Annotated in this window: 19 protein-coding genes, 1 tRNA gene and 1 pseudogene; 15 read left to right on the forward strand and 6 right to left on the reverse strand. The window is 70.8% G+C overall.

The window, feature by feature from the left end; genetic code table 11:
- Positions 1 to 324: 324 nt before the first annotated feature.
- The 3 genes and pseudogenes from hisI to TFC3_RS09410 all read left to right on the forward strand — a co-directional run.
- Positions 325 to 705 (forward strand): annotated as a pseudogene (gene hisI, locus TFC3_RS35495) (phosphoribosyl-AMP cyclohydrolase); the annotation flags it as partial.
- A 116-nt stretch (positions 706 to 821) separates the two neighbouring features.
- The gene (locus tag TFC3_RS09405) at positions 822 to 2,363 is read left to right on the forward strand and encodes an anthranilate synthase component I (protein WP_067498251.1); all 1,542 of its coding nucleotides are present in this window, start codon (positions 822 to 824) and stop codon (positions 2,361 to 2,363) included.
- Positions 2,363 to 2,905, forward strand: a complete 543-nt coding sequence (locus TFC3_RS09410; RefSeq protein WP_067498255.1) for a Trp biosynthesis-associated membrane protein — start codon at positions 2,363 to 2,365, stop codon at positions 2,903 to 2,905. Before TFC3_RS09405 ends, TFC3_RS09410 begins: the two co-directional genes overlap by 1 nt.
- On the opposite strand, the gene TFC3_RS09415 is transcribed toward TFC3_RS09410, so the two are convergent.
- Complete coding sequence (locus TFC3_RS09415; protein WP_067498258.1) at positions 2,902 to 3,156, reverse strand: hypothetical protein; 255 nt, start codon at positions 3,154 to 3,156, stop codon at positions 2,902 to 2,904. The genes TFC3_RS09410 and TFC3_RS09415 overlap by 4 nt on opposite strands.
- A gap of 376 nt (positions 3,157 to 3,532) precedes the next feature.
- Here TFC3_RS09415 and trpC point away from each other — a divergent pair, with 376 nt between their 5' ends.
- Genes trpC through TFC3_RS09440 form a run of 5 tightly spaced genes read left to right on the forward strand, consistent with a single transcriptional unit; the run spans position 3,533 to position 8,664 of the window.
- Positions 3,533 to 4,336, forward strand: coding sequence for an indole-3-glycerol phosphate synthase TrpC (gene trpC, locus TFC3_RS09420; protein WP_067506302.1), 804 nt, complete (start codon positions 3,533 to 3,535; stop codon positions 4,334 to 4,336).
- Positions 4,333 to 5,574 carry a tryptophan synthase subunit beta gene (gene trpB, locus TFC3_RS09425; protein ID WP_067498261.1) on the forward strand — a complete coding sequence of 414 codons (1,242 nt, stop codon included), beginning with the start codon at positions 4,333 to 4,335 and terminating at the stop codon, positions 5,572 to 5,574. The genes trpC and trpB overlap by 4 nt, the downstream gene beginning before the upstream one ends.
- Positions 5,571 to 6,377 (forward strand): tryptophan synthase subunit alpha, encoded by an 807-nt coding sequence (trpA, locus tag TFC3_RS09430; RefSeq protein WP_067498264.1) that lies wholly within the window; start codon positions 5,571 to 5,573, stop codon positions 6,375 to 6,377. Before trpB ends, trpA begins: the two co-directional genes overlap by 4 nt.
- A 34-nt stretch (positions 6,378 to 6,411) precedes the next feature.
- A complete protein-coding gene (gene lgt / locus TFC3_RS09435; RefSeq protein WP_067498267.1) occupies positions 6,412 to 7,482 on the forward strand; it encodes a prolipoprotein diacylglyceryl transferase in 1,071 nt (356 codons plus the stop codon).
- 6 nt (positions 7,483 to 7,488) lie between these two features.
- On the forward strand, positions 7,489 to 8,664 hold the full coding sequence (locus tag TFC3_RS09440) for an NAD(P)/FAD-dependent oxidoreductase (protein WP_067498270.1): 1,176 nt from the start codon (positions 7,489 to 7,491) through the stop codon (positions 8,662 to 8,664).
- Here TFC3_RS09440 and TFC3_RS09445 read toward each other — a convergent pair.
- Complete coding sequence (locus tag TFC3_RS09445; RefSeq protein ID WP_236718044.1) at positions 8,639 to 9,928, reverse strand: FAD-dependent oxidoreductase; 1,290 nt, start codon at positions 9,926 to 9,928, stop codon at positions 8,639 to 8,641. The genes TFC3_RS09440 and TFC3_RS09445 overlap by 26 nt on opposite strands.
- On the opposite strand from TFC3_RS09445, the gene TFC3_RS09450 reads away from it, so the two are divergent.
- Positions 9,927 to 10,385, forward strand: coding sequence for a hypothetical protein (locus TFC3_RS09450; protein ID WP_161952556.1), 459 nt, complete (start codon positions 9,927 to 9,929; stop codon positions 10,383 to 10,385). The two genes, TFC3_RS09445 and TFC3_RS09450, sit on opposite strands and share 2 nt — an antisense overlap.
- Here TFC3_RS09450 and TFC3_RS09455 read toward each other — a convergent pair.
- Positions 10,310 to 11,185 carry a GNAT family N-acetyltransferase gene (locus tag TFC3_RS09455; RefSeq protein WP_067498280.1) on the reverse strand — a complete coding sequence of 292 codons (876 nt, stop codon included), beginning with the start codon at positions 11,183 to 11,185 and terminating at the stop codon, positions 10,310 to 10,312. The genes TFC3_RS09450 and TFC3_RS09455 overlap by 76 nt on opposite strands.
- Before the next feature lie 130 nt (positions 11,186 to 11,315).
- Here TFC3_RS09455 and gltB point away from each other — a divergent pair, with 130 nt between their 5' ends.
- Positions 11,316 to 15,887 carry a glutamate synthase large subunit gene (gene gltB / locus TFC3_RS09460; RefSeq protein ID WP_067498282.1) on the forward strand — a complete coding sequence of 1,524 codons (4,572 nt, stop codon included), beginning with the start codon at positions 11,316 to 11,318 and terminating at the stop codon, positions 15,885 to 15,887.
- Positions 15,880 to 17,358, forward strand: a complete 1,479-nt coding sequence (locus TFC3_RS09465; protein WP_067498285.1) for a glutamate synthase subunit beta — start codon at positions 15,880 to 15,882, stop codon at positions 17,356 to 17,358. Before gltB ends, TFC3_RS09465 begins: the two co-directional genes overlap by 8 nt.
- Before the next feature lie 19 nt (positions 17,359 to 17,377).
- Here the strand turns inward: TFC3_RS09465 and TFC3_RS37880 are convergent, their stop codons facing one another.
- Complete coding sequence (locus TFC3_RS37880; RefSeq protein ID WP_161952557.1) at positions 17,378 to 17,548, reverse strand: hypothetical protein; 171 nt, start codon at positions 17,546 to 17,548, stop codon at positions 17,378 to 17,380.
- Positions 17,549 to 17,864: 316 nt separating this feature from the next.
- Here TFC3_RS37880 and pyk point away from each other — a divergent pair, with 316 nt between their 5' ends.
- Complete coding sequence (gene pyk, locus TFC3_RS09475; RefSeq protein WP_067498291.1) at positions 17,865 to 19,301, forward strand: pyruvate kinase; 1,437 nt, start codon at positions 17,865 to 17,867, stop codon at positions 19,299 to 19,301.
- Positions 19,298 to 20,176, forward strand: a complete 879-nt coding sequence (locus TFC3_RS09480; RefSeq protein WP_067498293.1) for an acyl-CoA thioesterase II — start codon at positions 19,298 to 19,300, stop codon at positions 20,174 to 20,176. Before pyk ends, TFC3_RS09480 begins: the two co-directional genes overlap by 4 nt.
- A gap of 27 nt (positions 20,177 to 20,203) precedes the next feature.
- On the opposite strand, the gene TFC3_RS40155 is transcribed toward TFC3_RS09480, so the two are convergent.
- Entirely contained in the window at positions 20,204 to 21,781 is a 1,578-nt protein-coding gene (locus TFC3_RS40155) for a hypothetical protein (protein WP_153040159.1), read from the reverse strand.
- 402 nt (positions 21,782 to 22,183) lie between these two features.
- Positions 22,184 to 22,269, reverse strand: a tRNA-Leu gene (locus tag TFC3_RS09490).
- Positions 22,270 to 22,397: 128 nt separating this feature from the next.
- Here TFC3_RS09490 and TFC3_RS09495 point away from each other — a divergent pair.
- Complete coding sequence (locus tag TFC3_RS09495; protein WP_067498298.1) at positions 22,398 to 23,012, forward strand: ANTAR domain-containing response regulator; 615 nt, start codon at positions 22,398 to 22,400, stop codon at positions 23,010 to 23,012.
- A gap of 210 nt (positions 23,013 to 23,222) precedes the next feature.
- Positions 23,223 to 24,386, forward strand: coding sequence for a branched-chain amino acid ABC transporter substrate-binding protein (locus TFC3_RS09500; RefSeq protein ID WP_067498301.1), 1,164 nt, complete (start codon positions 23,223 to 23,225; stop codon positions 24,384 to 24,386).
- The last annotated feature ends 8 nt before the right edge of the window (positions 24,387 to 24,394 follow it).

Below are 24,394 nucleotides of genomic sequence, written 5' to 3' on the forward strand. Positions count from 1 at the left end.
CCCGGCGGGTAGGAGCGCGCCGACCCGGGGGGCTGGGGGGACTGGCCTGCGTCGGGGCGTGCGCCGAACGCCCACTGGCCGAAGCCGAGCTTGTTGGCAGGAGGGGAGGGAGCGTCGGGCTCGCGCCCGTCGTCGGGGCTGGCCGTCGGCTCCATGATCGTGACTCCCGTCCAGGTAACGGCACGTGGGCGCGGCACCGGACAGGCGCGGCGCAGGACGACGGTACCGTTCCTGCGCGGTGGGTCACACCCCCTGTCCGGGTCAGTGACCGGATCGTGGGCTAGAAGACAGGCCCCGCGGACGCCCGGGGAGCATGCGGGAGAATTGCGTACTGTGCCAGTCACCGAATTCGACAACCAGCCTGCCCGGCCCTCTTCGCTCGACCCGGCGATCGCCGCGAAGCTCAAGCGCAGCAGCGGGGGGCTCATCGCCGCGATTGTGCGCGAGGATGCCAGCGGGGACGTGCTGATGCTGGCCTGGATGGACGATGAGGCGCTGCACCGCACGCTGACGACCGGGCGCGCCACCTACTGGTCGCGCAGCCGCAACGAGTATTGGGTCAAGGGCGCAACATCAGGACATTTTCAGCATGTACGGTCAGTAGCGCTCGATTGCGACGGTGACGCGCTGCTCGTAACCGTCGACCAAGTCGGCGCCGCCTGCCACACCGGCGAACACACCTGCTTCCACACCGCCCTGCCCCTGGCAGAAAGCACCGCCCTGCCCCCGGCGGGGAACGCGGAGGGGGCCGAGGAGGCAGAGCAGGCGGAGAAGGCAAGCACCGCGAGCACCGTCGAGCACGAAGAACCTAGGGAGTCAGCATGACCAGCGGCGCGGTCACCCCCGACGCACAAGGGTTCGTTGCGCAGGCCGCGCGCCGGCGGGTCGTACCCGTGGTCCGGCGACTGCTTGCCGATGGGGAGACTCCGATCGGTGTCTACCGCAAGCTGGCCGGCGGGCCGGGCACCTTCCTGCTCGAATCCGCCGAGCAGGGCGCTGGCTCGGCCGCCTGGTCGCGCTACTCGTTCATCGGCGTGCGCAGCGCGGCCACCCTGGTCGAACGGGACGGGCAGGCGCACTGGCTGGGGAGTCCTCCTGCGGGCGTACCGGTGGAGGGGGATCCTGTTGTTGCTCTGCGTGAGACTGTCGCTTCCCTTGCTGCTCCTGAGGATCCGGGCGCCGGAATTGATCTTCCGCCGCTGACCGGCGGGATGGTCGGGTATCTGTCCTATGACCTCATTCGCCGGTTCGAGCGGCTGCCGCAGACCGCTACCGACGATGTGCCGCTGCCCGAACTGGGCATGATGCTGGCCACCGATCTGGTCGTTTTGGATCACTATGATGGGTCGGCGATCCTGGTTGCCAATGCTGTGCTGGCCGAGGATGCCGGCGAAGCCGCGGCGCTGGCGGCGTACCATCAAGCGGTTGGTCGTCTTGATGCGATGACCACTGCTTTGTCGCGGCCGACTCCGCCGATGATCTCCACCGTGGAGCGCACGTCGCCCGGCGAGGTGCTCAGCCGGACCGCTCCGGGCGACTACCAGAAGGCAGTGGAAACCGCGAAAGAGGCGATCCGCGCGGGCGAGTGCTTCCAGATCGTCGTTGCCCAGCGTTTCGAGCGGGCCACCAGCGCCGACCCGCTCGACGTCTACCGCGTGCTGCGCGCCACCAACCCCAGCCCCTACATGTACCTGCTGCGTTTCGATGACTTCGACATCGTCGGATCCTCACCCGAGGCACATCTCAAGGTCACGGCCGAGGAAGACGGGGTACGGCGGGCCCTGCTGCATCCCATCGCGGGCACCCGCTGGCGTGGCGCCACCCCGGAGCAGGACAACGCGCTGGCCGCCGAGCTGCTGGCCGACCCGAAGGAGCGCGCCGAGCACGTCATGCTGGTTGACCTGGGCCGCAACGACCTGGGCCGGGTGTGCCGCCCGGGGTCGGTGGAGGTGCCCGACTTCGCCCGCATCGAACGCTACAGCCACGTCATGCACATCGTGTCGACCGTGGTGGGGGAGCTGCGCGAGGACCGGACGGCGTTCGACGCGCTGGCCGCCACCTTCCCGGCCGGCACCCTGTCCGGCGCGCCGAAGGTGCGGGCCATGGAGATCATCGAGAGCCTCGAACCGACCCGGCGCGGGCTGTACGGCGGCACTGTTGGCTACTTCGGCTTCGGCGGCGACATGGACATGGCGATCGCGATCCGCACCGCCTTGATGCGCGCCGGCACGGCCTATGTCGGGGCCGGCGCGGGCATCGTCGCCGACTCCGATCCGGCCGCGGAGGAGCAGGAGACGCGCAACAAGGCCGCCGCGGTGCTGGCCGCGATTGCCGCCGCCGAGACGTTGCGCGCGGCCCGCTGATGAGCCCGGCTCGCCGGTTGGCCCTCACCGTGCTGCTCTGCGCGGCCGGTGCGGGGCTGGCGCTGTGGGGCATCACGCGGACCTGGGCGGTGGTGGTGACGGTACGCAGCGGCCTGCCCGAGCTGCGTCACGAGTCGAGCGGCTCCGAATCGGCGCCGCTGGTGCTCGGGCTGGCCCTGGTCGGGTTGGCCGGGGCGGGAGCACTGCTGGCCACCAAGGGCCTCGCGCGCCGGGTCCTCGGGGCGTTGTTGCTGCTGGCCGGGGCCGGCATCGTGATCAGTACGGTGGCCGGGCGCTCCGGGCTGGACCTCGGCGCGACCGGGGCCGCCACGGCGTGGGCGGTGCTGTGCGGGGCCGGCGGGCTGCTCGTGCTGGCCGGCGGCTGGCTGGCGCTGCGCTACGGTCACGAATGGCCGGGCATGGGGGCCCGCTACGAACGCAAGGTCACCGCGGCGCCGGCCGTCACCGAGGCCGGGCCGGTTGACTCGCGGGCCGCCTGGGATGCCCTGGACCGCGGCGACGACCCGACGGAGAAGTCCTAGTTCGCGACGGTCGCCGGGCGGCGGTTGTTGCGCGGACGCGGGCGGGCAGCCAGCGCCGCGACCAGTGCGTCCATGTCCGCGCGAGCCTGGGCCCGGTCGCGGTCGGCCAGCGTGGCCGCGTACGCGTTGCCGTGCGCGGTGCGCACGTTGTGCTCGCCGACGACGGCGCGTTCGACTGTAGCGAACAGCTCGGCGGCGTAGGCGACGACGGTGCGGGAGGTGGCGGCGAAACCGCGCTCTTCGGCAACCATGTCAGATACGGCAGTCGTGTCAGTTGCTGCAGCCATGTCAGATACTCCGGGGATCTGTGGCGGATTGACGGAACCATTGTGCCCGCACCCCAGGGTGCCGCAGTCGTATTTCCGATGGGTGACGCGACCGTCACAGCCGACCGGGGTCGTCCGATCATCCGAGGTGCCGCTGGTCTGCGCAGCGACACGCGGGAAACGGGTGTGACGGATGTGACAACTGTGACCCGGCAGCGCATTATGCCGCAGTCCATCTCGTGAGGATCGCCATACCCCGGAGGGCTGGACAGGACGGCCGCCACCTAGCATCGGGCCGAGGACACCCGGAGAGGGGAGTCGTTAGGTGACATCCGATCAGCACGGTGCGGGTCCGCAGAATGTGCTTGAGGAGATCCTCGCGGGGGTACGCGAGGATGTTGCGGCCCGGCAGGAGAAGGTCTCCCTTGACCAGGTGCGCGAGCTCGCGGCGGCAGCCCCGCCGCCGATTGACGCGTACGCGGCTTTGCGCAAGCCCGGCGTGGCCGTGATCGCCGAGGTGAAGCGGTCATCGCCGTCGAAGGGCGCGCTGGCCGACATCCCCGACCCGGCCGATCTGGCGGGCGAGTATGCCGCCGGTGGGGCGCGCTGCATCAGCGTGCTGACCGAGGGCCGCTGGTTCGGCGGCTCCCTGGCCGACTTGGCCGCGGTTCGCGCCGCGGTGGGCGTGCCGGTGCTTCGCAAGGACTTCGTCGTCTCCAGCTACCAGGTGCATGAGGCTCGCGCTCACGGCGCCGACCTCGTGCTGCTCATCGTGGCGGCGCTCGAGCAGAACGTTCTGGTCGGCCTGCTCGAGCGGATCGAGTCGCTGGGCATGACCGCGCTCGTCGAGGTGCACAACGAGGAAGAGGCCGACCGGGCACTGGACGCGGGCGCTCAGGTCATCGGGGTGAACGCCCGGGATCTGCGCACGCTCGAAGTGGATCGCTCGGTCTTCGAGCGGATCGCCCCCGGCCTGCCCGGCAACGTCGTCAAGATCGCCGAATCGGGGGTACGGGGCCCGCACGACCTGATCCGCTATGCGTCGGCAGGCGCCGACGCGGTGCTGGTCGGCGAGGGCCTGGTCACCCAGAAGAGCCCCCGCGACGCGGTCGCCGAGCTGGTGAACGCGGGTAACCACCCGGCGACGCCGAGGCCGGTGCGATGAGCCTGGACGCGCTGCCCGACCTGGCCGGGCACTTCGGGCGCTTCGGCGGCCGGTTCGTGCCCGAGGCTCTGGTCCGGGCGCTGGACGAACTCGAGGCGGCGTACCGCTCGGCCAAGACCGACCCGGTCTTCCAGGAGCGATTCGCCGGCCTGCTGCGCGACTACGCGGGCACGCCGTCGCTGCTCTACCGCGCGGAACGGCTGTCCGAGGCGATCGGGGCCGAGGTGCTGCTCAAGCGCGAGGACCTCAACCACACCGGCGCCCACAAGGTCCGCAACGTGCTGGGCCAGGCGCTGCTGGCCAAGCGGATGGGCAAGCCGCGGGTGATCGCGGAGACCGGCGCCGGCCAGCACGGCGTGGCCAGCGCCACCGCAGCCGCGCTGCTCGACCTCGAGTGCGTGGTCTACATGGGCCAGACCGACACCGAGCGGCAGGCGCTGAACGTGGCGCGCATGCGCATGCTAGGTGCCACTGTCGTACCGGTTACCAACGGCTCGCGCACGCTCAAGGACGCGCTCAACGAGGCGCTGCGCGACTGGGTGGCCAGCGTCGACACCACGCACTACCTGCTCGGCACGGCCGCCGGCCCGCACCCGTTCCCGGAGATCGTGCGCGACTTCGTGGGCGGCATCGGCACCGAGGCCCGCGAGCAGTGCCTGACCCAGCTCGGCCGGCTGCCCGACGCGGTGGCGGCATGTGTGGGTGGCGGGTCCAACGCGATCGGCATCTTCCACGCGTTCGTGCCGGATAAGGCGGTCCGGCTCTACGGCTTCGAGGCCGGCGGCGAGGGCGTGGAGACCGGCCGGCACGCGGCGTCGATCACCGGTGGCTCGGTCGGCGTGCTGCACGGCAACCGCACCTACCTGCTGCAGGACGAGGACGGCCAGACAATGGAGTCGCATTCCATCTCGGCCGGGCTCGACTACCCGGGTGTGGGCCCGGAGCACGCGTGGCTGCACGACACCGGGCGCGCCCGCTACGAGCCGGTCACCGACGCCGAGGCGATGACCGCGTTCCAGTTGCTGTGCCGCACCGAGGGCATCATCCCGGCGATCGAGAGCGCGCATGCGCTGGCCGGGGCCGCCCGCATCGCCCCGCAGCTTGCCGCCGAGCTGGGCCGCACCCCGACGATCGTGATCAACCTGTCCGGCCGCGGCGACAAGGACGTGCACACCGCGGGCGCCTACTTCGGGATCCTCGACCAGAACGAGGTCATCGTGCCCGGGGAGAACAATTGAGCATCGCTGAGACTTTCGGGAAGGCCAAGGCTGAGGGGCGCTCGGTTCTTGTCGGGTGCATGCCTGCCGGGTTCCCCACGGTGGACGACTCGATCACGTCGATGGTGGCGATGGCCGAGGCGGGCTGCGACGTCATCGAGGTCGAGCTGCCCTATTCCGACCCGGTCATGGACGGCCCGGTCATCCAGAAGGCCAGCGACATCGCGCTGGCCGCCGGGGTGCGCACCCGGGACACGCTGAGGATCATCGAGGCGGTTGCGGGCACCGGCGCGACGGTCGTGCTGATGACGTACTGGAATCCCATCGAACGCTACGGTGTGGACGCCTTCGCCCGGGACCTGGCCGCGGCCGGCGCCACGGGCATGATCACCCCGGACCTGATCCCCGATGAGGCCGGCGAGTGGATCGCCGCCGCGGACACGTACCGCATTGATCGGACCTTTCTGGTCTCGCCGTCCTCGACCGACGAGCGCATCGCGATGACCGTGGGGCAGTGCCGCGGCTTCGTGTACGCCACCGCGTTGATGGGGGTGACCGGCGCTCGCACCAGCGTGTCGTCGCAGGCCCCCGACCTGGTCGGACGAATCCGCGCCGCCGATCCCGCCATGCCGGTGGGCGTGGGGCTGGGTGTCGGCACCGGTGCGCAGGCCGCCGAGGTGGCCTCCTTCGCCGATGGAGTGATCGTCGGTAGCGCGCTGATCAGGTGTGTGCTGGAGGCTCCGGACCTCGCCACGGGCCACCAGCGGCTGCGTTCGCTGAGTGCCGAGTTGGCAGAAGGCGTACGCGCGGGCAAGCCCTTGTGATGGCTTACCGGCTCACCGGCGGTAGGGTGCGCGCGTGAACTACGCCGCTATCCCGAGCCCGGCCGTGTCGGTGTGGCACCTCCTGGGCATTCCTGTCCGGGCATACGCACTGTGCATCGTCGCCGGCATCGTCGTCGCCGTCCTGATCATGGAATACCGCCTGCGTCGCCGCGGGGTGGCACCGTGGGCGTCGCTGGACATGGCGGTCTGGGCCGTGCCGTTCGGCATCGTGGGGGCCCGGATCTACCACGTCATCACCTCGCCGGGGGAGTACTTCGGCGACGGGGGCGACCCGCTGCGCATCTTCCAGATCTGGGAGGGTGGCCTGGGCATCTGGGGTGCGGTGGCCGCCGGCGCGCTGGGCGCCTGGCTCGCCGCCCGCCAGCTGGGCCTGCCGCTGGCCGTGTTCGCCGACGCACTCGCCCCGGGCCTGCCCGTCGCCCAGGCCATCGGTCGTTTCGGCAACTGGTTCAACAACGAGCTGTACGGCAGCGTCACCACCTTGCCGTGGGGTCTGCGCGTGCACGACATGGACCGCTCCAACCCCGGGCACGCCACCGTCATCGACGGCAAGGCGGTCACCCTGCCCGACCTGTACCACCCCACGTTCCTGTACGAAGCCCTGTGGGACGTCGGCGTGGCCGTGCTGGTGTGGCTGCTGGACCGCAGGTTCAAGTTCGGCCGGGGCCGGGCGTTCGCGCTGTACGTGATGGCGTACACGCTGGGCCGGTGCTGGATCGAGATGCTGCGCATCGACGACGCCAACCACTTCTTCGGCATCCGGCTCAACGTGTTCACCGCGATCGTGGTGTTCCTGGGCGCGCTGGCCTACTTCGTGCTGGTCAAGGGCCCCCGGGAATACGTGGTGCCGCTGGACGCCCCGGAGAGCGCCACCGAGCCCGCCGCCGGCAGCGATGTCAGCCAGGTCGACGTGGCCGCCACCCCAGCCGAGCCGGTGCGGGCCCCGGAGGCCTATCAAGTCGTCAGCGAGCAACGCTTCGAGGCGTACCGGCGCACGGGTGTGCTGGAACCGGAGGAGCCCGAAAGTGGCCAGCCGGAGCCGGAGGAGCCAGCAACGCCGGCTTCTTCCACCGAGGAGCGGTAGAACGGCATGCGCACCGCCGTCGTGGTGGGCGCCGGCATGGCGGGGCTGGCCACCGCCGGGGCGCTGGCCCGCGACGGCTGGCGGGTGACGCTGCTGGAGCGCGGCGCGGCGATCACCGCCCCGCCGACCGCGCTGGTGCTGTGGCCCAACGGCCGCCGGGCCCTGGAGGCGCTGGATCCCGGCGGCGGCTGGCCGTCCATCGCGGCCCCGCTGCCCGACGGCGGGGTGCGCCGCCCCGACGGGCAGTTCCTGGTGTCGCCGCACACCCGCCCGGGGGCCGGCCGGGCACCGGCCGTGGTGCACCTGCAGGACCTGTACGACGCCCTGGTCGCCGGTCTCGGCGAGCACGTCGAGATCCGCACCGGCATCGAGGTGAGCGGGGTGCGCGTGCACCGCGGTCAGCTAGCGGTCGGCGACGGCACCGGCTACCTCGACGCCGACCTGGTCGTGGCGGCGGACGGCATCGACAGCGCGGTCCGGCACGCCTTCGCCCCCGAGGCGGCCGCGGTGGGTTCGGGGTTCGCCGCGTGGCAGGCGGTCATCCCCGGCCACCGCGCTCCGCAGCTGGAGACCGGCGGCGAGACGCTGGGCGCCGGTTACCGCTTCGTGTCCATGCCCCTCGGGGAGCGGGCGGCCAGCCGTGGCGGCGTCTACTGGGTGGCCACCGCGGCCGGCGCGCCGCGCCCGGAGTCCCCGGCAACCCAGTTGGCCCTGTTGCGCCGGTGGTTCGCGGACTGGCACGAGCCGGTGGGGGAACTGCTAGCCGCGACACGCGCGGAGGACCTGGTTCCGCAAGAGGTTCGCGAGCTGCGGCCGTTGCCCCGCGCGTACGGTTTCCGCTGCGGCACCGGCGGCGTGGTGCTGCTCGGCGATGCCGCCCATGCCATGCCGCACCACCTGGGGCAGGGGGCGTGCCTGGCGTTCGAGGACGCGGCCACGCTGCGCTCGCTGGTGGCCACGGCCGAGCCCGGCCCGGCGCTGGGTCAGGCGGTGCAGGAGTACGACCGGGCGCGCCGGCCCCGGACAGCCTCGGTGGTGCGCCAGACCCGCCGGATGTCGGCCGTTGTGCAGGCGCGCGGCCGGTTGGCGCTGCGGGCGCGCAACGCGGCGCTGGGGTCCCTGCGTCCGCGTATCCTGGGACACGCGCACGGGCCGGTCACCGATTGGCAGCCGCCGGACTGAGCCAGGTGCGCAGCGCCGCCTGCCAGTCGCCGTCTGCTGGTCCGGCCCACGCGATGTAGCCGTCTGGTCGTACCAGCAGCAGGGGACCTTGATCGGTTCTTTCGGCTTGCGGCAGGGTGCCTATGGGGGCGGCACCGCGCAGGCGGACCAGGACGAACCCGGCCTCGCGCTGCAGCACGGTGAGCCGGGGCCCGGTCAGCGGCACCTCGGTGGCGCGCGTGCCGACCAGCTCGTGATCCCCGGGCCGTCTGCGATACCGCAGGGTGGTCCCGGCGAAGCTGCCCGCCACCAGGTCCCGGATCCGTGGCCTGGACAGCACGCGCGGGGTGATCCGGTCGCGCAGCCAGCGCCCTGCCGCCGGGCGCAAGGTCACACCCCGTAGCAGCAAACCTGATTGCCGCAGCACCCGCTGACCGATCGGATGACGTTCTTTCTGGTACGAATCCAGCACCGCGTCATCGGCCCCGCCGAGCACCGCGTCGATCTTCCAGGCCAGGTTGGCCGCGTCCTGGATGCCGGTGTTCAAGCCCTGCCCGCCCACCGGGGAGTGTACGTGCGCGGCATCGCCGGCGAAGAACACCCGTCCGGCCCGGTAGTCGCGCACCTGCCGCTCGTCGCAGTGGAACCGCGAATGCCAGCTCAGGCCGGTGATCCCCAAATCACGCCCCATCGATCGGGTCAGCACCGCCTCGACCTCGTCGGCCTCGACCGGTTCACGATCGCCGACCTGGTGGTGGCGGTCCCAGGTCATCGAGCGGAACCAGCTGCCGTCGCTGTCGTGGCAGCCATAGGGGACCAGGAAGCCGAAGCTGTCCGCCGTGTTGCCCAGGGTCAGCCCGTTGCCGGCCGGTCCGCGGGTGAGCTTGACGTCGGCCAGCACCACCGAGGACAGCACGGTCCGGCCGGGGAACTCGACGCCCAGCAGGTGGCGCACGGTGCTGTGCGCGCCGTCCGCCGCCACCACGAAACGAGCCCGGATCAGGTTCCCGGTGCCGGTGGTGACGGTGACTGTGTCGGCGTCCTGGTCCACGGCGACGGCCTGCACGCCGCGGCGGATCGTGGCGCCGTGCTGCTCGGCGTAGCGCCCGAGTGCCTGGTCGACGTTGGTCTGCGGGGTGATCATCGCGAACGGGTAGCGCGAGTGCAGCCCGGTCAGGTCCAGGCGCGCCCCGCCGAACAGGGTCACCTCCGCCGTGGTGGCGGCCTGCGCGAGCAGATCCTCGGCCAGCCCCCGGCTGTCCAGCACCTCCAGGGTGCGGGCCATGGTGGCGAACGCCCGGCTGGACGGGTTGATCTGCGCCCGGCGTTCCAGCAACGTCGCCCCGGGGGAGGTGGCGGGCATCCTGGTCCCGGCGTTCGTGAAGCTGTGGGGCCCCGACGGGCCGCTGCTACCGCTGCTGCGGGCGGCCGCGTCCAACCGCCTGGCCGCCGACGCCCTGATCGAGATCTTCACCGACCGGGTCACGCCCGCGCTGGCGGCGGTGGCTGTCGACCGGCCCCGGGAGCGGGCCGCGCTGATCGGCTCGCACCTGATCGGCATCGCCGTGGCGCGGCACGTCATCGGCGTGCCACCGCTGATCGAGATGAGCGACGACACGCTGGTGGCCTGGCTCGGCCCGGTCTTCGCGCACTACCTGAGCGCGGTTTACCCGAGCGCTGCGGAGGAGGCGGGGGAGCCGATGCAGGCGGTGCCGAGCCGGCGGAATCCGACCTTGGAGTAGAGCCGGGCCACGTCGTCGTCCCCGGCGGACAGGAACACCAGGTCATCACCCTCCTGCAGGGACCGCCGGGCGAGGTTGGCGGTCAACTGTGACGCATATCCCCGGCGCCGCGCGGAGGGCAGCGTGGCCACCCCCACCACCTCGGCCACGCCGTCGACACGCTGCACCGACCCGCAGGCCACAATGCCCTCGGCCGCCGACTCCACCACCGCGCTGATCATCCGGCCCGACGCGTGCCGGCGGCGCTGATCGGCGACAAGTTGCTCGCCGGGGGTGGGCACGGCGTCACGCTGAGCCGGTCCCGCCGGTTCCAGGATCAGAGTGCCCGCGGTGGACGTGGCCGGCGTGGTTGCGGGCGCGCCGAACCCCAGCCGTCCCACAGCCCGGGACGCGGCCACATCCGCAGCGAACCGATCTGCCGCGGGATCCAGGAAGCGGATCGTGGCGCCCGGCACCGGCAGATCCGGTACGAGCGCAGCCCGGTCCAGCACCAGCAGCGGCGCGAGCAGCACGTCAAGCCCGGCCGAGCGGGCCACGGCGAGCAGGTCGGGAGTCGTCTCGTGAACCCACTCGAACTCTTCGGGCGCCTCGGCCTCTCGTTGCCGGGCCCGGACGGCAGTAACATCAGCGGCGGACGGCGTCTGCCCACCCAGCTTGGGCCGTGCGTAGTAGGGCCACCCAGCTCCCTGCCGGACAAACAGCACGAACTCCCCGATATCCTCCGCTACCGCGGCGTCACGGGGCACGGCATCGTAGAAACGCTCCAGCCGGGGGAAGATGTCGGTACCCTCTAGCGCCACCGCGCGAGACTACCGAACCCGGGCCGCCACAGTGTGATCTATCCGCACCTGGCGGAGATCGGCGACGGCTAACGTAGTATCGAGTGACTTTGCAGGGCCGACGTCGTCCCGACCTGAAACGGAAACACGAGTGACGATCGGAGGCCCGGTGGCTTTTCCGCACCCCCAGGGGCTTTACGACCCGACCACCGAGCGCGACGCATGCGGCGTCGCGTTCGTCGCTGATCTGCACGGTCGCCGCTCGCATAACGTGGTCGCCCAGGGCCTGTCGGCCCTGATCCGGCTGGACCACCGCGGTGCCCGGGGCGCCGAGTTCAACACCGGTGACGGCGCCGGCATCATGATCCAGGTGCCGGACGCGTTCCTGCGCGCGGTGACCGATTTCGAGCTGCCCGCGGTGGGCTCGTACGCGACCGGCCTGGTGTTCCTGCCGACCGACGCCTCTGACGCCGCCCGCGCGATCGCGGTGTTCGAGAAGTACGCGCTCGTGGAGGGCGCGGAGATCCTGGGCTGGCGCGACGTACCGGTCGACCCGTCCGGGCTGGGCGAGACCGCCGAGGCTGCCCGCCCGGCCATCAAGCAGGTCTTCCTCGCCGCGCACCGGCTCACCGGCACTCCCACCGGCCCGGCCGGCGCACCGCTCAGCGGCCAGGAACTCGACGTGGTCGCGTTCTGCGTGCGCAAGCAGGCCGAGCGGGAGTCCTCGCAGCGCGGCATCGGGGCCTACTTCCCGTCGCTGTCCTCGCGCACCATCACCTACAAGGGCATGCTCACCCCCGACCAGCTACCCGAGTTCTTCCCCGACCTGAGCGACGAGCGCATCGACAGCGCGATCGCCCTGGTGCACTCGCGGTTCTCCACGAACACGTTCCCGTCGTGGCCGCTGGCCCACCCGTACCGGTTCATTGCCCACAACGGTGAGATCAACACCATCCGCGGTAACAAGAACTGGATGGCCGCCCGCGAGGCGCTGCTGGCCTCGCCGCAGGTGCCGGGCTCCCTCAAGCGGCTGTTCCCGATCTGCACGCCCGAGGCGAGTGACTCGGCGAACTTCGACGCCGTGCTGGAACTGCTGCACCTGGCCGGGCGCAGCCTGCCGCACGCGGTGCTGATGATGATCCCCGAGGCGTGGGAGAACGACCCGGGCATGGATCCGGCGCGGCGCGCGTTCTACCGCTTCCACGCCAGCCTGATGGAGCCGTGGGACGGCCCCGCCTCGGTGGCGTTCACCGACGGCACCATCATCGGCGCGGTCCTGGACCGCAACGGCCTGCGCCCGGGCCGCTGGTGGCACACCAGCGACGGCCTGGTCGTGCTGGGCTCCGAGGCCGGCGTGCTCGACCTCGACCCGGCCGCCGTGGTGGCCAAGGGCCGGCTGCAGCCGGGCCGGATGTTCCTGGTCGACACCGAGGCCGGGCGCATCGTGCACGACGACGAGATCAAGGCCGAGCTGGCCGCCGCCGAGCCCTACGAAGAGTGGCTGCACGCGGGGCTCATGAAGCTCGAGGACTTGCCGCCGCGCGAGCACATCATCTACACCCACGACTCGGTCATGCGCCGTCAGCAGATCTTCGGCTACACCGAGGAGGAGCTGAAGATCCTGGTCGCGCCGATGGCGCGGGCCGGCGCGGAGCCGCTGGGCTCGATGGGCACCGACACGCCGATCTCGCCGCTGTCGACCCGCCCGCGGCTGCTGTTCGACTACTTCCACCAGCTGTTCGCCCAGGTCACCAACCCGCCGCTGGACGCCATCCGCGAGGAGCTGGTGACCAGCCTGGCGATGACCATCGGGCCCGAGGGCAACCTGCTGGCCCCCGGCCCGGCCAGCTGCCGGCAGATCGTGCTGTCCAACCCGATCCTGGACAACGACGAGCTGGCCAAGCTGCTCAGCATCGACGAGGACGGCGACCTGCCCGGCTTCAAGGCGGTGCGGGTCTCCGGGCTCTACCCGCTGCGCGAGGGCGCCCAGGGCATCAAGGCGCGCCTGACCCAGATCTGCCGGCACGTGTCGGAGGCCATCGAGGACGGTGTGCGCATCCTGGTGCTCTCCGACCGCGACTCCACCGCCGACCTCGCCCCGATCCCGTCGCTGCTGCTCACCGCCGCGGTGCACCAGCACCTGGTGCGGGAGCAGACCCGCACGCAGGTGGCGCTCGTGGTGGAGAGCGGCGACTGCCGGGAGGTGCACCACGCGGCAGTGCTGATCGGGTACGGCGCCGCGGCGGTCAACCCGTACCTGGCCTTCGAAAGCGTCGACGACCTGATCGCGACCGGCCCGCTGGCCGGGATGGAGTCGCAGAAGGCGGTCCGCAACTACGTCAAGGCGCTCGGCAAGGGCGTGCTGAAGATCATGTCCAAGATGGGCATCTCGACGGTGTCGTCGTACTGCGGCGCGCAGGTGTTCGAGGCGGTCGGCCTGGACAACAAGCTGCTGCAGCGCTACTTCGCCGGCACCTCCGGGCGCATCGGCGGCTCCGGGCTGGCCGAGATCCACGCCGAGGTCGCCGCGCGCCACGCCAAGGCGTACCCGTCCAACCCGGCCGAGCGCAGCCACCGCCGCCTCGAGGTCGGCGGCGAGTACCAGTGGCGCCGCGAGGGCGAGGTGCACCTGTTCAACCCCGAGACGGTGTTCCTGCTGCAGCACGCCACCCGCAGCAAGCAGTACGACGTGTTCCAGCAGTACACGGCCAAGGTCGACGGGCTCGCCGAGGAGGCCGGCTCGCTGCGCGGGCTGTTCCGCTTCAAGTCCGGGCGCACCGCGGTGCCGCTGGAGGAGGTGGAGCCGGCCTCGGAGATCGTCAAGCGCTTCGCCACCGGCGCGATGTCGTACGGGTCGATCTCGGCGGAGTCGCACGAGACCCTGGCCATCGCGATGAACCGCCTCGGCGGCAAGTCCAACACCGGCGAGGGCGGCGAGGACGTCGAGCGGCTGTACGACCCCGCGCGGCGCTCCAGCGTCAAGCAGATCGCCTCGGGACGCTTCGGGGTGACCGCCGAATACCTGGTCAACGCCGATGACCTGCAGATCAAGATGGCGCAGGGCGCGAAGCCGGGCGAGGGCGGGCAGCTACCGGGCAACAAGGTGTGGCCGTGGATCGCCAAGACCCGCCACGCCACCCCCGGCGTGGGGCTCATCTCACCGCCGCCGCACCACGACATCTACTCCATCGAGGACCTGGCCCAGCTGGTCCACGACCTGAAGAACGTCAACCCCGCTGCGCGCGTACACGTCAAACTGGTCTCCGAAATCGGCGTCGGCACCGTCGCCGCGGGCGTGGCCAAGCTCAAGGCCGACGTGATCCTGATCTCCGGGCACGACGGCGGGACCGGCGCCTCGCCGCTGAACTCGCTCAAGCACGCCGGCTCGCCGTGGGAGCTCGGCCTGGCCGAGGCTCAGCAGACGCTGCTGCTCAACAAGCTGCGCGACCGGGTCACCGTGCAGGTCGACGGTCAGCTCAAGACCGGCCGCGATGTGATCATCGCGGCGTTGCTGGGCGCCGAGGAGTTCGGCTTTGCCACCGCGCCGCTGATCGTCTCGGGCTGCATCATGATGCGCGTCTGCCACCTGGACACCTGCCCGGTGGGCATCGCCACCCAGAACCCGGTGCTGCGCGAGCGCTACACCGGCAAGCCCGAGTTCGTCGAGAACTTCTTCCGGTTCCTGGCCGAGGAGGTCCGCGGCTACCTGGCCGAGCTGGGCTTCCGCAGCATCGACGAGGCGATCGGGCACGCCGAGGTGCTCGACGTGGTGCCCGCGGTCAAGCACTGGAAGGCCAAGGGGCTCGACCTGGGCCCGGTGCTGTTCGTCCCCGAGCTGCCCGCGGGCGCGGCCCGGCGCGGCATCGTTGCGCAGGACCACGGCCTGGACAAGGCGCTGGACAACGAGCTGATCGCGCTGGCCCAGCCCGCGCTCACCGATGGTCACCAGGTCCGCGCGGAGGTGGCGGTGCGTAACGACCACCGCAGCGTGGGCGCGATGCTCGGCGGCGAGGTCACCAGGCGCTACGGCGGCAACGGCCTGCCCGACGACACCATCGCGTTCACCCTGCGCGGCACCGGTGGCCAGTCGTTCGGCGCCTTCCTGCCGCGCGGGGTCACGCTGCGCCTGATCGGCGACACCAACGACTACGTCGCCAAGGGTCTGTCCGGTGGGCGCGTGGCGATCCGCCCGGACGAGGACGCCCCGTTCGTGGCCGAGGAAAACATCATTGCGGGCAACACCATCCTGTACGGGGCCACGGCCGGCGAGCTCTACCTGCGCGGGCGCGCCGGTGAGCGGTTCGCGGTGCGCAACTCCGGCGCCTCGGCGGTCGTCGAGGGCGTCGGCGACCACGGCCTGGAGTACATGACCGGTGGCGTCGTGGTGGTGCTCGGCCCGGTTGGGCGCAACCTCGCCGCGGGCATGAGCGGCGGCACCGCGTTCGTGCTCAACCTCGACCCCGCCAAGGTCAACCCGGAGCTGGTGGACCTGGCCCCGCTGACCACCGAGGAGCAGCAGGTGCTGCACCGGCTGGTGACCAGCCATCTCGAGGAAACCGGCTCGGCGGTCGCCGAGCGGGTGCTCAACGAGTGGCCGGTGGCGGTGGCGGAGTTCACCGCCGTCGTACCGCGCGACTACAAGCGCGTGATGGAACTGATAAAGACCGCCGAGGCTGCCGGTCGCGACGTCGACGAGGCGGTTATGGGGGTCACCCGTGCCTGATCCGAACGGTTTCCTGCGCTACGAGCGGCAGCTTCCCAAGCGCCGTCCGGTGCCGGTGCGCATCCGCGACTGGCAGGAGGTGTACCCGCCGGCCGGCGAGGAACTCATCCGCGACCAGGCCACCCGGTGCATGGACTGCGGCATCCCGTTCTGTCACGAGGGCTGCCCGCTGGGCAACCGCATCCCCGACTGGAACGACCTGGTGCGCACCGGGGCGTGGGAGGCAGCCGCGGAAAGCCTGCACGCGACCAACAACTTCCCGGAGTTCACCGGCCGGTTGTGCCCCGCGCCCTGCGAGGCGGCCTGCGTGCTCGGCATCGCCGACGACGCGGTCACCATCAAACAGGTCGAGGTGGAGATCGCCAACCACGCGTTCGACCTCGGCTACGTCAAGGCGCAGCCGCCGGCCACCAGGTCCGGCAAGTCGGTGGCCGTGGTCGGCTCCGGCCCCGCCGGGATGGCGGCGGCCCAGCAGTTGGCCCGCGCCGGGCACACCGTGACGGTCTTCGAACGCGACGACCGCATCGGCGGGCTGCTGCGCTACGGCATCCCGGACTTCAAGCTGGAGAAGGAGCGCATCGACGCGCGCATGGCCCAGATGGCGGCCGAGGGCGTGGAGTTCCGCACCGGCGTGAACGTCGGCGTCGACATCAGCGCCGAGCAGTTGCGCGCGCAGTACGACGCGGTGCTGCTGACCTGCGGCGCCCTGGCCGGGCGTGACACCACCGGCACCCCCGGGCGTGCGCTCAACGGCGTGCACCTGGCCATGGACCACCTGGTTCCGGCCAACCGCGTGGCCGCCGGGCTGCAACCGGCCCCCGAAATCGACGCGGCCGGCAAGCACGTGGTGATCATCGGCGGTGGCGACACCGGCGCGGACTGCCTCGGCGTGGCCCACCGCCAGGGCGCGGCCAACGTCATCCAGCTCGACCAGTACCCGCTGCCCTCGGACACCCGCATCGCCGGGCTGCACCCGTGGCCCACCTGGCCGGTCATCCTGCGCAACTACCCGGCCCACGAGGAGGGCGGGGAGCGCGTCTTCGGCGTCGCCGTGCAGGAATTCGTCGACGACGGCGCCGGCAACGTGGTCGCCGTGCGCATCGCCGAGGTCGTCGTCGAACGGATCAACGGCGTCCGCACGGTCACGATCACCCCCGGTTCGGAGCGCGACCTGCGCGCCGACCTGGTCCTTCTGGCCATCGGATTCGAGGGTACGGAAAAGCAGCCGCTCCTCGAGCAGTTCGGGGTCACCCGTAACCCGCGCGGAGCCATCGACGCCGACCAGACCTGGCAGACCTCGGCCCCCGGGGTGTTCGTGGCAGGCGACATGCACCGCGGCGCCTCGCTGATCGTATGGGCGATCGCCGAGGGCCGCGCCGCTGCCGCCGCCATCCACACCTACCTCGGCGCGTACGGCGAGCTGCCCGCCCCCGTACGCCCGACCTCGCAGCCGCTGGCAGCGATCCGCTGACCCCCGTGCGGGGCGGCCGCTACGGCCGTCCCGCACGGGGTTCGACCTTGTCCGCCGGGACGCCGGTGAACTGCAGGAAGTGCTCGATGGCCGTCGCGGGGTCGTCCTCGTTGCGGGCGAGCAGCGTGAACGACTCGGGCGAGTCCACCGGCCCGATAACTGCCACCGTCTCCCCGGAACGCAACTCCATCAGCGGGATCTTGCCGGCACCCAACGGCAGTTGATCGCATCTCTTCACCCGGCCCCGCAACTGCATCTGCGACAGGGCGATCCGGGCGATTGCCTGGTCCAGGACGACCTCCTCCCGGCTGCTGACCGGAATCCTGGTCAGTGATCGCTACCTTTGCACTGTCGCTCCGCCGGGGGTTGATGGTCTGCGCCGGGTGAAGGTCGGCGCCCGATAAGCTGCAGACGTATCGCGGTCGCTGACGCCCGCACGTCACCCCGCACCTCACCACCTCGACGGGGGTCGGCCGGCGGGCCGATCCGAGAGAGAGACTAGCCTGATGGCCGTGACACGCCGCGCAAAGATTGTTTGCACCATGGGTCCCGCCACCGCCTCCCCCGAGCGCATGCTCGGTCTGGTCGAGGCCGGCATGGACGTTGCCCGCATGAACTTCAGCCACGGCAGCCACGAGGACCACCAGAAGGTCTACGACCTGGTCCGCTCTGCCGCCAAGCAGACCGGCCGCGCCGTCGCCGTCCTCGCGGACCTGCAGGGCCCGAAGATCCGCCTCGGCCGCTTCGCCAACGGCCCGCACGTGTGGAACACCGGCGACGTCGTGACCATCACCAGCGACGACCTGCCCGGCACCCCCGACCGGGTCTCCTGCACCTACAAGAAGCTGCCGCAGGAGGTCAAGGTCGGCGACCGCCTGCTGATCGACGACGGCAAGGTCGCCGTCGAGGTCACAGCGGTCGAGGGCAACGACATCCGCTGCCTGGTCACCGAGGGCGGCCCGGTCTCCAACAACAAGGGCGTCTCGCTGCCCAACGTCGCGGTCAGCGTGCCCGCGATGAGCGACAAGGACGAGGAAGACCTGCGCTTCGCGCTCGGGCTCGGCGTCGACCTGATCGCCCTCTCGTTCGTCCGCTCGCCCGACGACATGAAGCTCGTCCAGCAGATCATGGCCGAGGAGGGACGCACCGTCCCGGTCATCGCCAAGGTCGAGAAGCCCGAGGCGGTCGACCACCTCGAAGCCATCGTGCTGGCCTTCGACGGCGTCATGGTGGCCCGCGGCGACCTCGGCGTCGAGCTTCCCCTCGACCAGGTCCCGCTGGTGCAGAAGCGCGCCGTGCAGTTGTGCCGCGAGAACGCCAAGCCGGTCATCGTGGCCACCCAGATGCTCGACTCGATGATCGAGAACTCCCGCCCCACCCGCGCCGAGGCCTCCGACGTCGCCAACGCGGTCCTCGACGGCGCCGACGCGGTCATGCTCTCCGGCGAGACCTCGGTCGGCAAATACCCGGTGCTCACCGTCAGCACCATGGCCAAGATCGTGGCCACCACCGAGGGCGGCGACTTCGGCGTACCGGTGCTGCAGCACGACCCGCGCACCCACAGCGGTGCCCTGACCGTGGCCGCCTCGCGCATCGCCCGCAACATCGGCGCCAAGGCCCTGGTCGCCTTCTCCCAGACCGGCGACACCGTGCGCCGCCTCAGCCGGCTGCACTGCGAGCTTCCGCTGCTCGCGTTCACCCCGGTTCCCGAGGTCCGCGACCAGCTCGCGCTGTCCTGGGGCGTGGAGACGTTCCTGACCGATTTCGTGCAGCACACCGACGACATGTTCCGCCAGGTCGACCAGGCGATGCTGGGCCTCGGCCTGGCCAAGCCCGGCGAGTACGTGGTCGTCGTGGCCGGCAGCCCGCCCAACGCCCCCGGCTCCACCAACACCCTGCGGGTCCACCAACTAGGCTCGCTCGTCGACCCGAGCACGGTGTGACCCTGCCGCCGTCCGGCCAGGCCGCCGTCGACCAGCTGCTTGAGGTTTTCGACCTCAAGCAGCTGGACCACGACCGCTTCCAGGGTGAAAGCCCGCAGGTGGGAGCGCAACGTGTCTTCGGCGGCCAGGTCGCCGGCCAAGCCCTGGTGGCCGCCGGTCGCACCGTCGACCCGGCCCGCTCGGTGCACAGCCTGCACGGCTACTTCGTGCGCCCCGGCGACCCCCGCGTCCCGATCACCTTCACGGTGGAGACGATCCGCGACGGCCGCAGCTTCTCGGTCCGCCGCTCCACCGCGGAACAACACGGCCAGACGATCTTCTTCATGTCGGCGTCCTTCCAGGTAACCGAGCAGGGCCTCGACCACCACCTCCCGGCGCCCGGGGACATCCCCGCCCCCGAGGACACGCCCACCATGAGCGACTGGCTGGCCCGCTACCCCGAACGCGAAGCAGCCTTCAAGGCCGGTCCGCAAGCGATCGACGTGCGCTACGTGGGCACGCCCGGCTGGGTGCCCCCGGGGGACAGGGCGGCCGCCCAGCAGCAACGGGTCTGGATGCGCATCAACGGCACGCTGCCCGATGACCCGCTGCTGCACGCGTGCGCTTTGACGTACGCGTCGGATCTTTCTCTGCTGGATTCTGTGCTCTCCAGGCACGGCGAGGTGTGGGGGCCCGGCGGCGTGATCGGGGCCAGCCTGGACCACGCGCTGTGGCTGCACCGCCCGTTCCGCGCCGACGAATGGTTCCTGTACGACTGCACGAGCCCGTCAGCTTCGGGAAGCCGCGGGTTGGCGCGCGGGGCGATGTTCACGCGCGACGGGGTTCACATCGCCAGCGCTGTGCAGGAGGGGCTGCTCCGCAAGATCGGGGGGTGATCCTCGTGCTTGCGCCGCTGCGCTGTCTTACTGCAGGGGGCGGCCCCGCATGATGATCGAGGTGTCGTCCATGCCCGGGATGGCCTTCTCGCCGGCCCGCGCCGCCGGGTCGAGCAGCGGCAGCGAGGCGTCGTTGCCCGCCTGGTGCTCGCCGGCCATCGCCGCGTTCGCTTCCGCCAGCGCAGCCGCCTGAGCCGCCGCGGCCGCCGCGGCAAGCTGCTGCGGGTCCGGCAACTCAGCGCCCTCGGCCGTGTCCGGGATCGTGACCCGGCCGGCTACCTCGGCAGCGGCCTCTTCGTAAGGTCGAGGAGCGCCCGTACCCGTTACGCCAGCCATGGCCAGCATCGCGTCGAGGTCGGCGGTCGTCCGCAGCACCTCATCGTGGAAGCTGCCCCCACGGCCCATCGGATCCGGGCCCGTCTGCGCCGCCGGGCCGACCGCCCCGGTCATCCACGGACCTGCGTTACCGGTGCCGCCGCCCGCACCCCACGACCCGGCGTTACCATCCGGGCCGGGCATGCCGGACGCACCCGCGTTCCCGGCGGCGGAGCCCAGCGCATTCGCCGAGCCGAACACGCCGCCACCCACCGCGCCCGTGAAAGCGCCCGTTCCCGAAACGCCGGCCGCAGCATCAAGCGCGCCTCGACCATCCCCAGTGTCAGCACTCCCGATCGCCGCGGTACCGCCCAGCATCGAGCCACTACCGGGCATCGAGCCACCACCCAGCATCGGGCCGCCCCCCGGCTCACCAGCCCCGAACCCATTCCCGGCGCCGAACCCGCCCGCAATCGCCCCGGCGGAGAACGTGCCGGCACCGAACGCGCCACTGGCCCCAGCCACAGCGGGCGCGGCGGAAGCGGGAGCTGTGGGCGTACCCGGAAGGCGTGCAGGCATGGACAGGTCCGCCATGCCCGCGGCAGACGATCGGAGCGGCGTGGCTGCGGCATGCCTCGGGCCCTGCGCCTGCTGCGGGGCCTGATCGAAGTCCGTCAGACCCGCCGCGTAGCCGGCCACCCCGATCGCGCGCTCCGGCGGCAACTCCAGCAACCGCTGCGCGCGCGCCAACGCCGTAGCCTCACGCAGCCTCAGTGCCGCCACCAGGTCAGCCACACCCCGCAGGAGCGCCGCTGCGCCCAGGACAATGACGACTGCCTCGGCCGTACGGACAAAAGAACTCGCCGCGAAGAACCCCAGCGCAGCCTCCGCCACGCCCATCACCGTGAGCAGACCCCACACCCGGTCCGTTTCGCGCGTCAGCATGGCGACCGCCAGGTCCGCCGCCCCGCGCACCATCAGGTACCACCCGATCAGCGCCGCCGGCGACGTCCACGAACCGGTCCCGTCGGCCAGCAGCAGCGCCCCGGTGGCCGCGAACAGCACGGTCATCCCGGCGTTCAACCACCAGGTACGCGAGCCGGCCAGCGCCCGCACCAGTTCCGTGACCGCCGCGAACAGCACCACCGGGCCGGCCACCCGGGTCATGTCGGCCGGCTCCAGGCGCAGCACACTCCAGGAGACAGCCAGCCAGGCCACGCCCGAGACCAGAAGGAACCCCCACATCCCGTCGCGCACGACGGTCATGGGCGACGAGCCGGACCACAACATGGAGCCTCCTGCCGATGCGGGTACTGCCATGACAACATCGGCGGCCCCCCGTAAACCGGCCTTTGGCGGAAAAACCCGAGCTTTGTTCGCCAAGCTGACCCCTCGGACCCACCTGCTCATCGAGCGGCAGTCGCCGGAGGGGAAGAGCCGCGCAGGAAGTGGTCCGGATGCCCGTCAATGAGGAGCTGCTGCCAGCCCTCGAAGGCGATGACGCGCTCGTGCTCGCGGGGCCACGGCGTCGCGGGCACCAGCGCGGCGGGCGCGCTCGCCCTGGAGCCAATGGCAGCGCTCGCTGCAGATGAAGCAAAACTCCACGCCGGCAGCGTGGAGTTCGCGGGACTCGTTGACGAAGCTGAGGTGGGTGCACCAGCTCAGCTTCGAACAGAGGTACGACACAATGCTTGGTACCGAGGGCGGGATTCGAACCCGCACGCCCTTTCGGACAGATGAGTTTGAGTCATCAGCGTCTGCCATTCCGCCACCCCGGCATGCTCGCGCGGACAAGACCAAGGTCATGTCCGATACGAGCAAGACACAGAGTACCTACTACGCTGTCAGGGGTGGTACCCGGATACCCGGGTGTCGCGACTTCTTGAGTGTTGGGGGTAGGGGTTTCGTGGCCGACACGCAGGCGAGTGCCGAGCGCAGGCGGGTTTTGATCGCCGAGGACGAGGCTCTGATCCGGCTCGACCTGGCGGAGATGCTGGTCGAAGAGGGGTATGACGTCGTCGGAGAGGCCGGTGACGGCGAGACCGCGGTGCGACTGGCCGAGGACCTTCGCCCGGACCTGGTGATTCTCGACATCAAGATGCCGATCATGGATGGGCTGGCGGCGGCCGAGCGGATTGCCGGTGGGCGGATCGCTCCGGTGGTCATTCTGACCGCGTTCAGCCAGCGGGATCTTGTCGAGCGGGCGCGGGCTGCCGGCGCCATGGCGTACCTGGTGAAGCCTTTCCAGAAGTCTGACCTGGTGCCGGCCATTGAGATCGCGCTCTCCCGGTATGCCGAGATCTCCGCCTTGGAGACCGAGGTGGCCGGGCTGACCGACCGGTTGGAGACGCGCAAGAGCGTCGAGCGGGCCAAGGGCGAATTGATGACGAAGTATTCGATGACCGAGCCGCAGGCGTTCAAGTGGATCCAGCGCACCGCGATGGACCACCGGATGACGATGCGTGAGGTCGCGGACCGGATCCTGGCCGAGGGTGAGGAGTCCCCGGCACCCAGCGAGTGACCTGCTGGAGCTTGCCTGCTTGTTACACCATCCTCGCGGCGGCATCACCGCACGTAACGGTTCGGTGAATGCCCGAGTTGCCCCTTACCCCTGGCTGCGCCGGTGGGATAGCGTCCCGGCCCATGACGGGCGCAGTTGTGCTGTGCGGTGCGCAAGTGCCAATCGGCCTGCGGTGGCTCGGTGGGTTCGGTATGGAGGAGGGTTCCAACCTTGAGGCAGGTTCTCGCACGAGCCATCGGCGGCCTGGCCGTGATCGGCCTCGTTGCCGGTGCCGCTGCATGCAACAGCAGCAGCAGCTCTGACGACTCGGCCAGCGGTAACTGCGGCTACAAGCTCGCTTACTTCGGCGCCCTGACCGGTTCTTCGGCAAACCTCGGTGTGAACATCGAGCAGGGCTTCGAGCTGGCCATCAACCAGTACAACGACAAGAAGGGCTCGACCTGCATCGAGGTCGCGAAGTTCGACTCGCAGGGCGAGCCGGCTGTCGCGCCCGGTGTGGCTCGTAACCTGGTTGCCGACAAGAAGATCCTCGGCATCGTCGGTCCGCCGTTCTCCGGCGAGTCCGAGGCTGCCGACCCGATCTTCGAGGAAGCCGGCATCCCGACGATCACCCCGTCGGCGACCCGGGTGTCGCTCGCGGCGAACGGCTGGAAGACCTTCCACCGAGCCGTGGCGAACGACGATGCGCAGGGTCCGGCGGCGGCCACGTACATCAAGGACACGCTGAAGGCGCAGAAGGTCTTCGTGGCTGATGACCAGTCCGCGTACGGTGCCGGCCTGGCCGACATCGTGAAGCAGAAGCTGGGCTCGGCGGTTGCCGGCACGGACAAGACCGAGGCCGACGGCAAGCAGACCGACTTCTCTGCCGTTGTGCAGAAGGTCGTCTCCAGCGGCGCCACGGTGCTGTTCTACGGCGGTTACTACCAGAACGCCGGCCTGATCCGTAAGCAGCTCACCGCTGCCAACTGGAAGGGCACGCTGGTCGGCGGCGACGGCATGAAGGACGCCGGTCTGGCCAAGGCTTCCGGCAACGCTGCCGCGGTGGGCACGATCGTGACCTGCCCCTGCTCGCCGCCGGAGAAGTCGGGTGGCACCTTCGTGGCCGACTACAAGGCCAAGTGGAACGTCGACGCCGGTACGTACAGCGACGTCGCGTTCGACGCTGCGAACCTGCTCCTGGCGGGTATCGACGCGGGCAACACCACGCCGGAGAAGATGAACACCTACCTCTCCACGGCCAATTACAAGGGCATCGCGAACACCTACAAGTTCACCTCGACCGGTGAGCTGGACCCCAGCCTGATCAAGGTGTGGGCGTTCAAGTTCGACGCCACGGGCAACCAGGTCGCGGACGCCGAGATCCCGGCCGCCTGATTCGTTCG

Origin of the sequence: Actinoplanes sp. TFC3 (assembly GCF_001553785.1) — a bacterium.
In the GTDB taxonomy this organism is placed as follows: domain Bacteria; phylum Actinomycetota; class Actinomycetes; order Mycobacteriales; family Micromonosporaceae; genus Actinoplanes.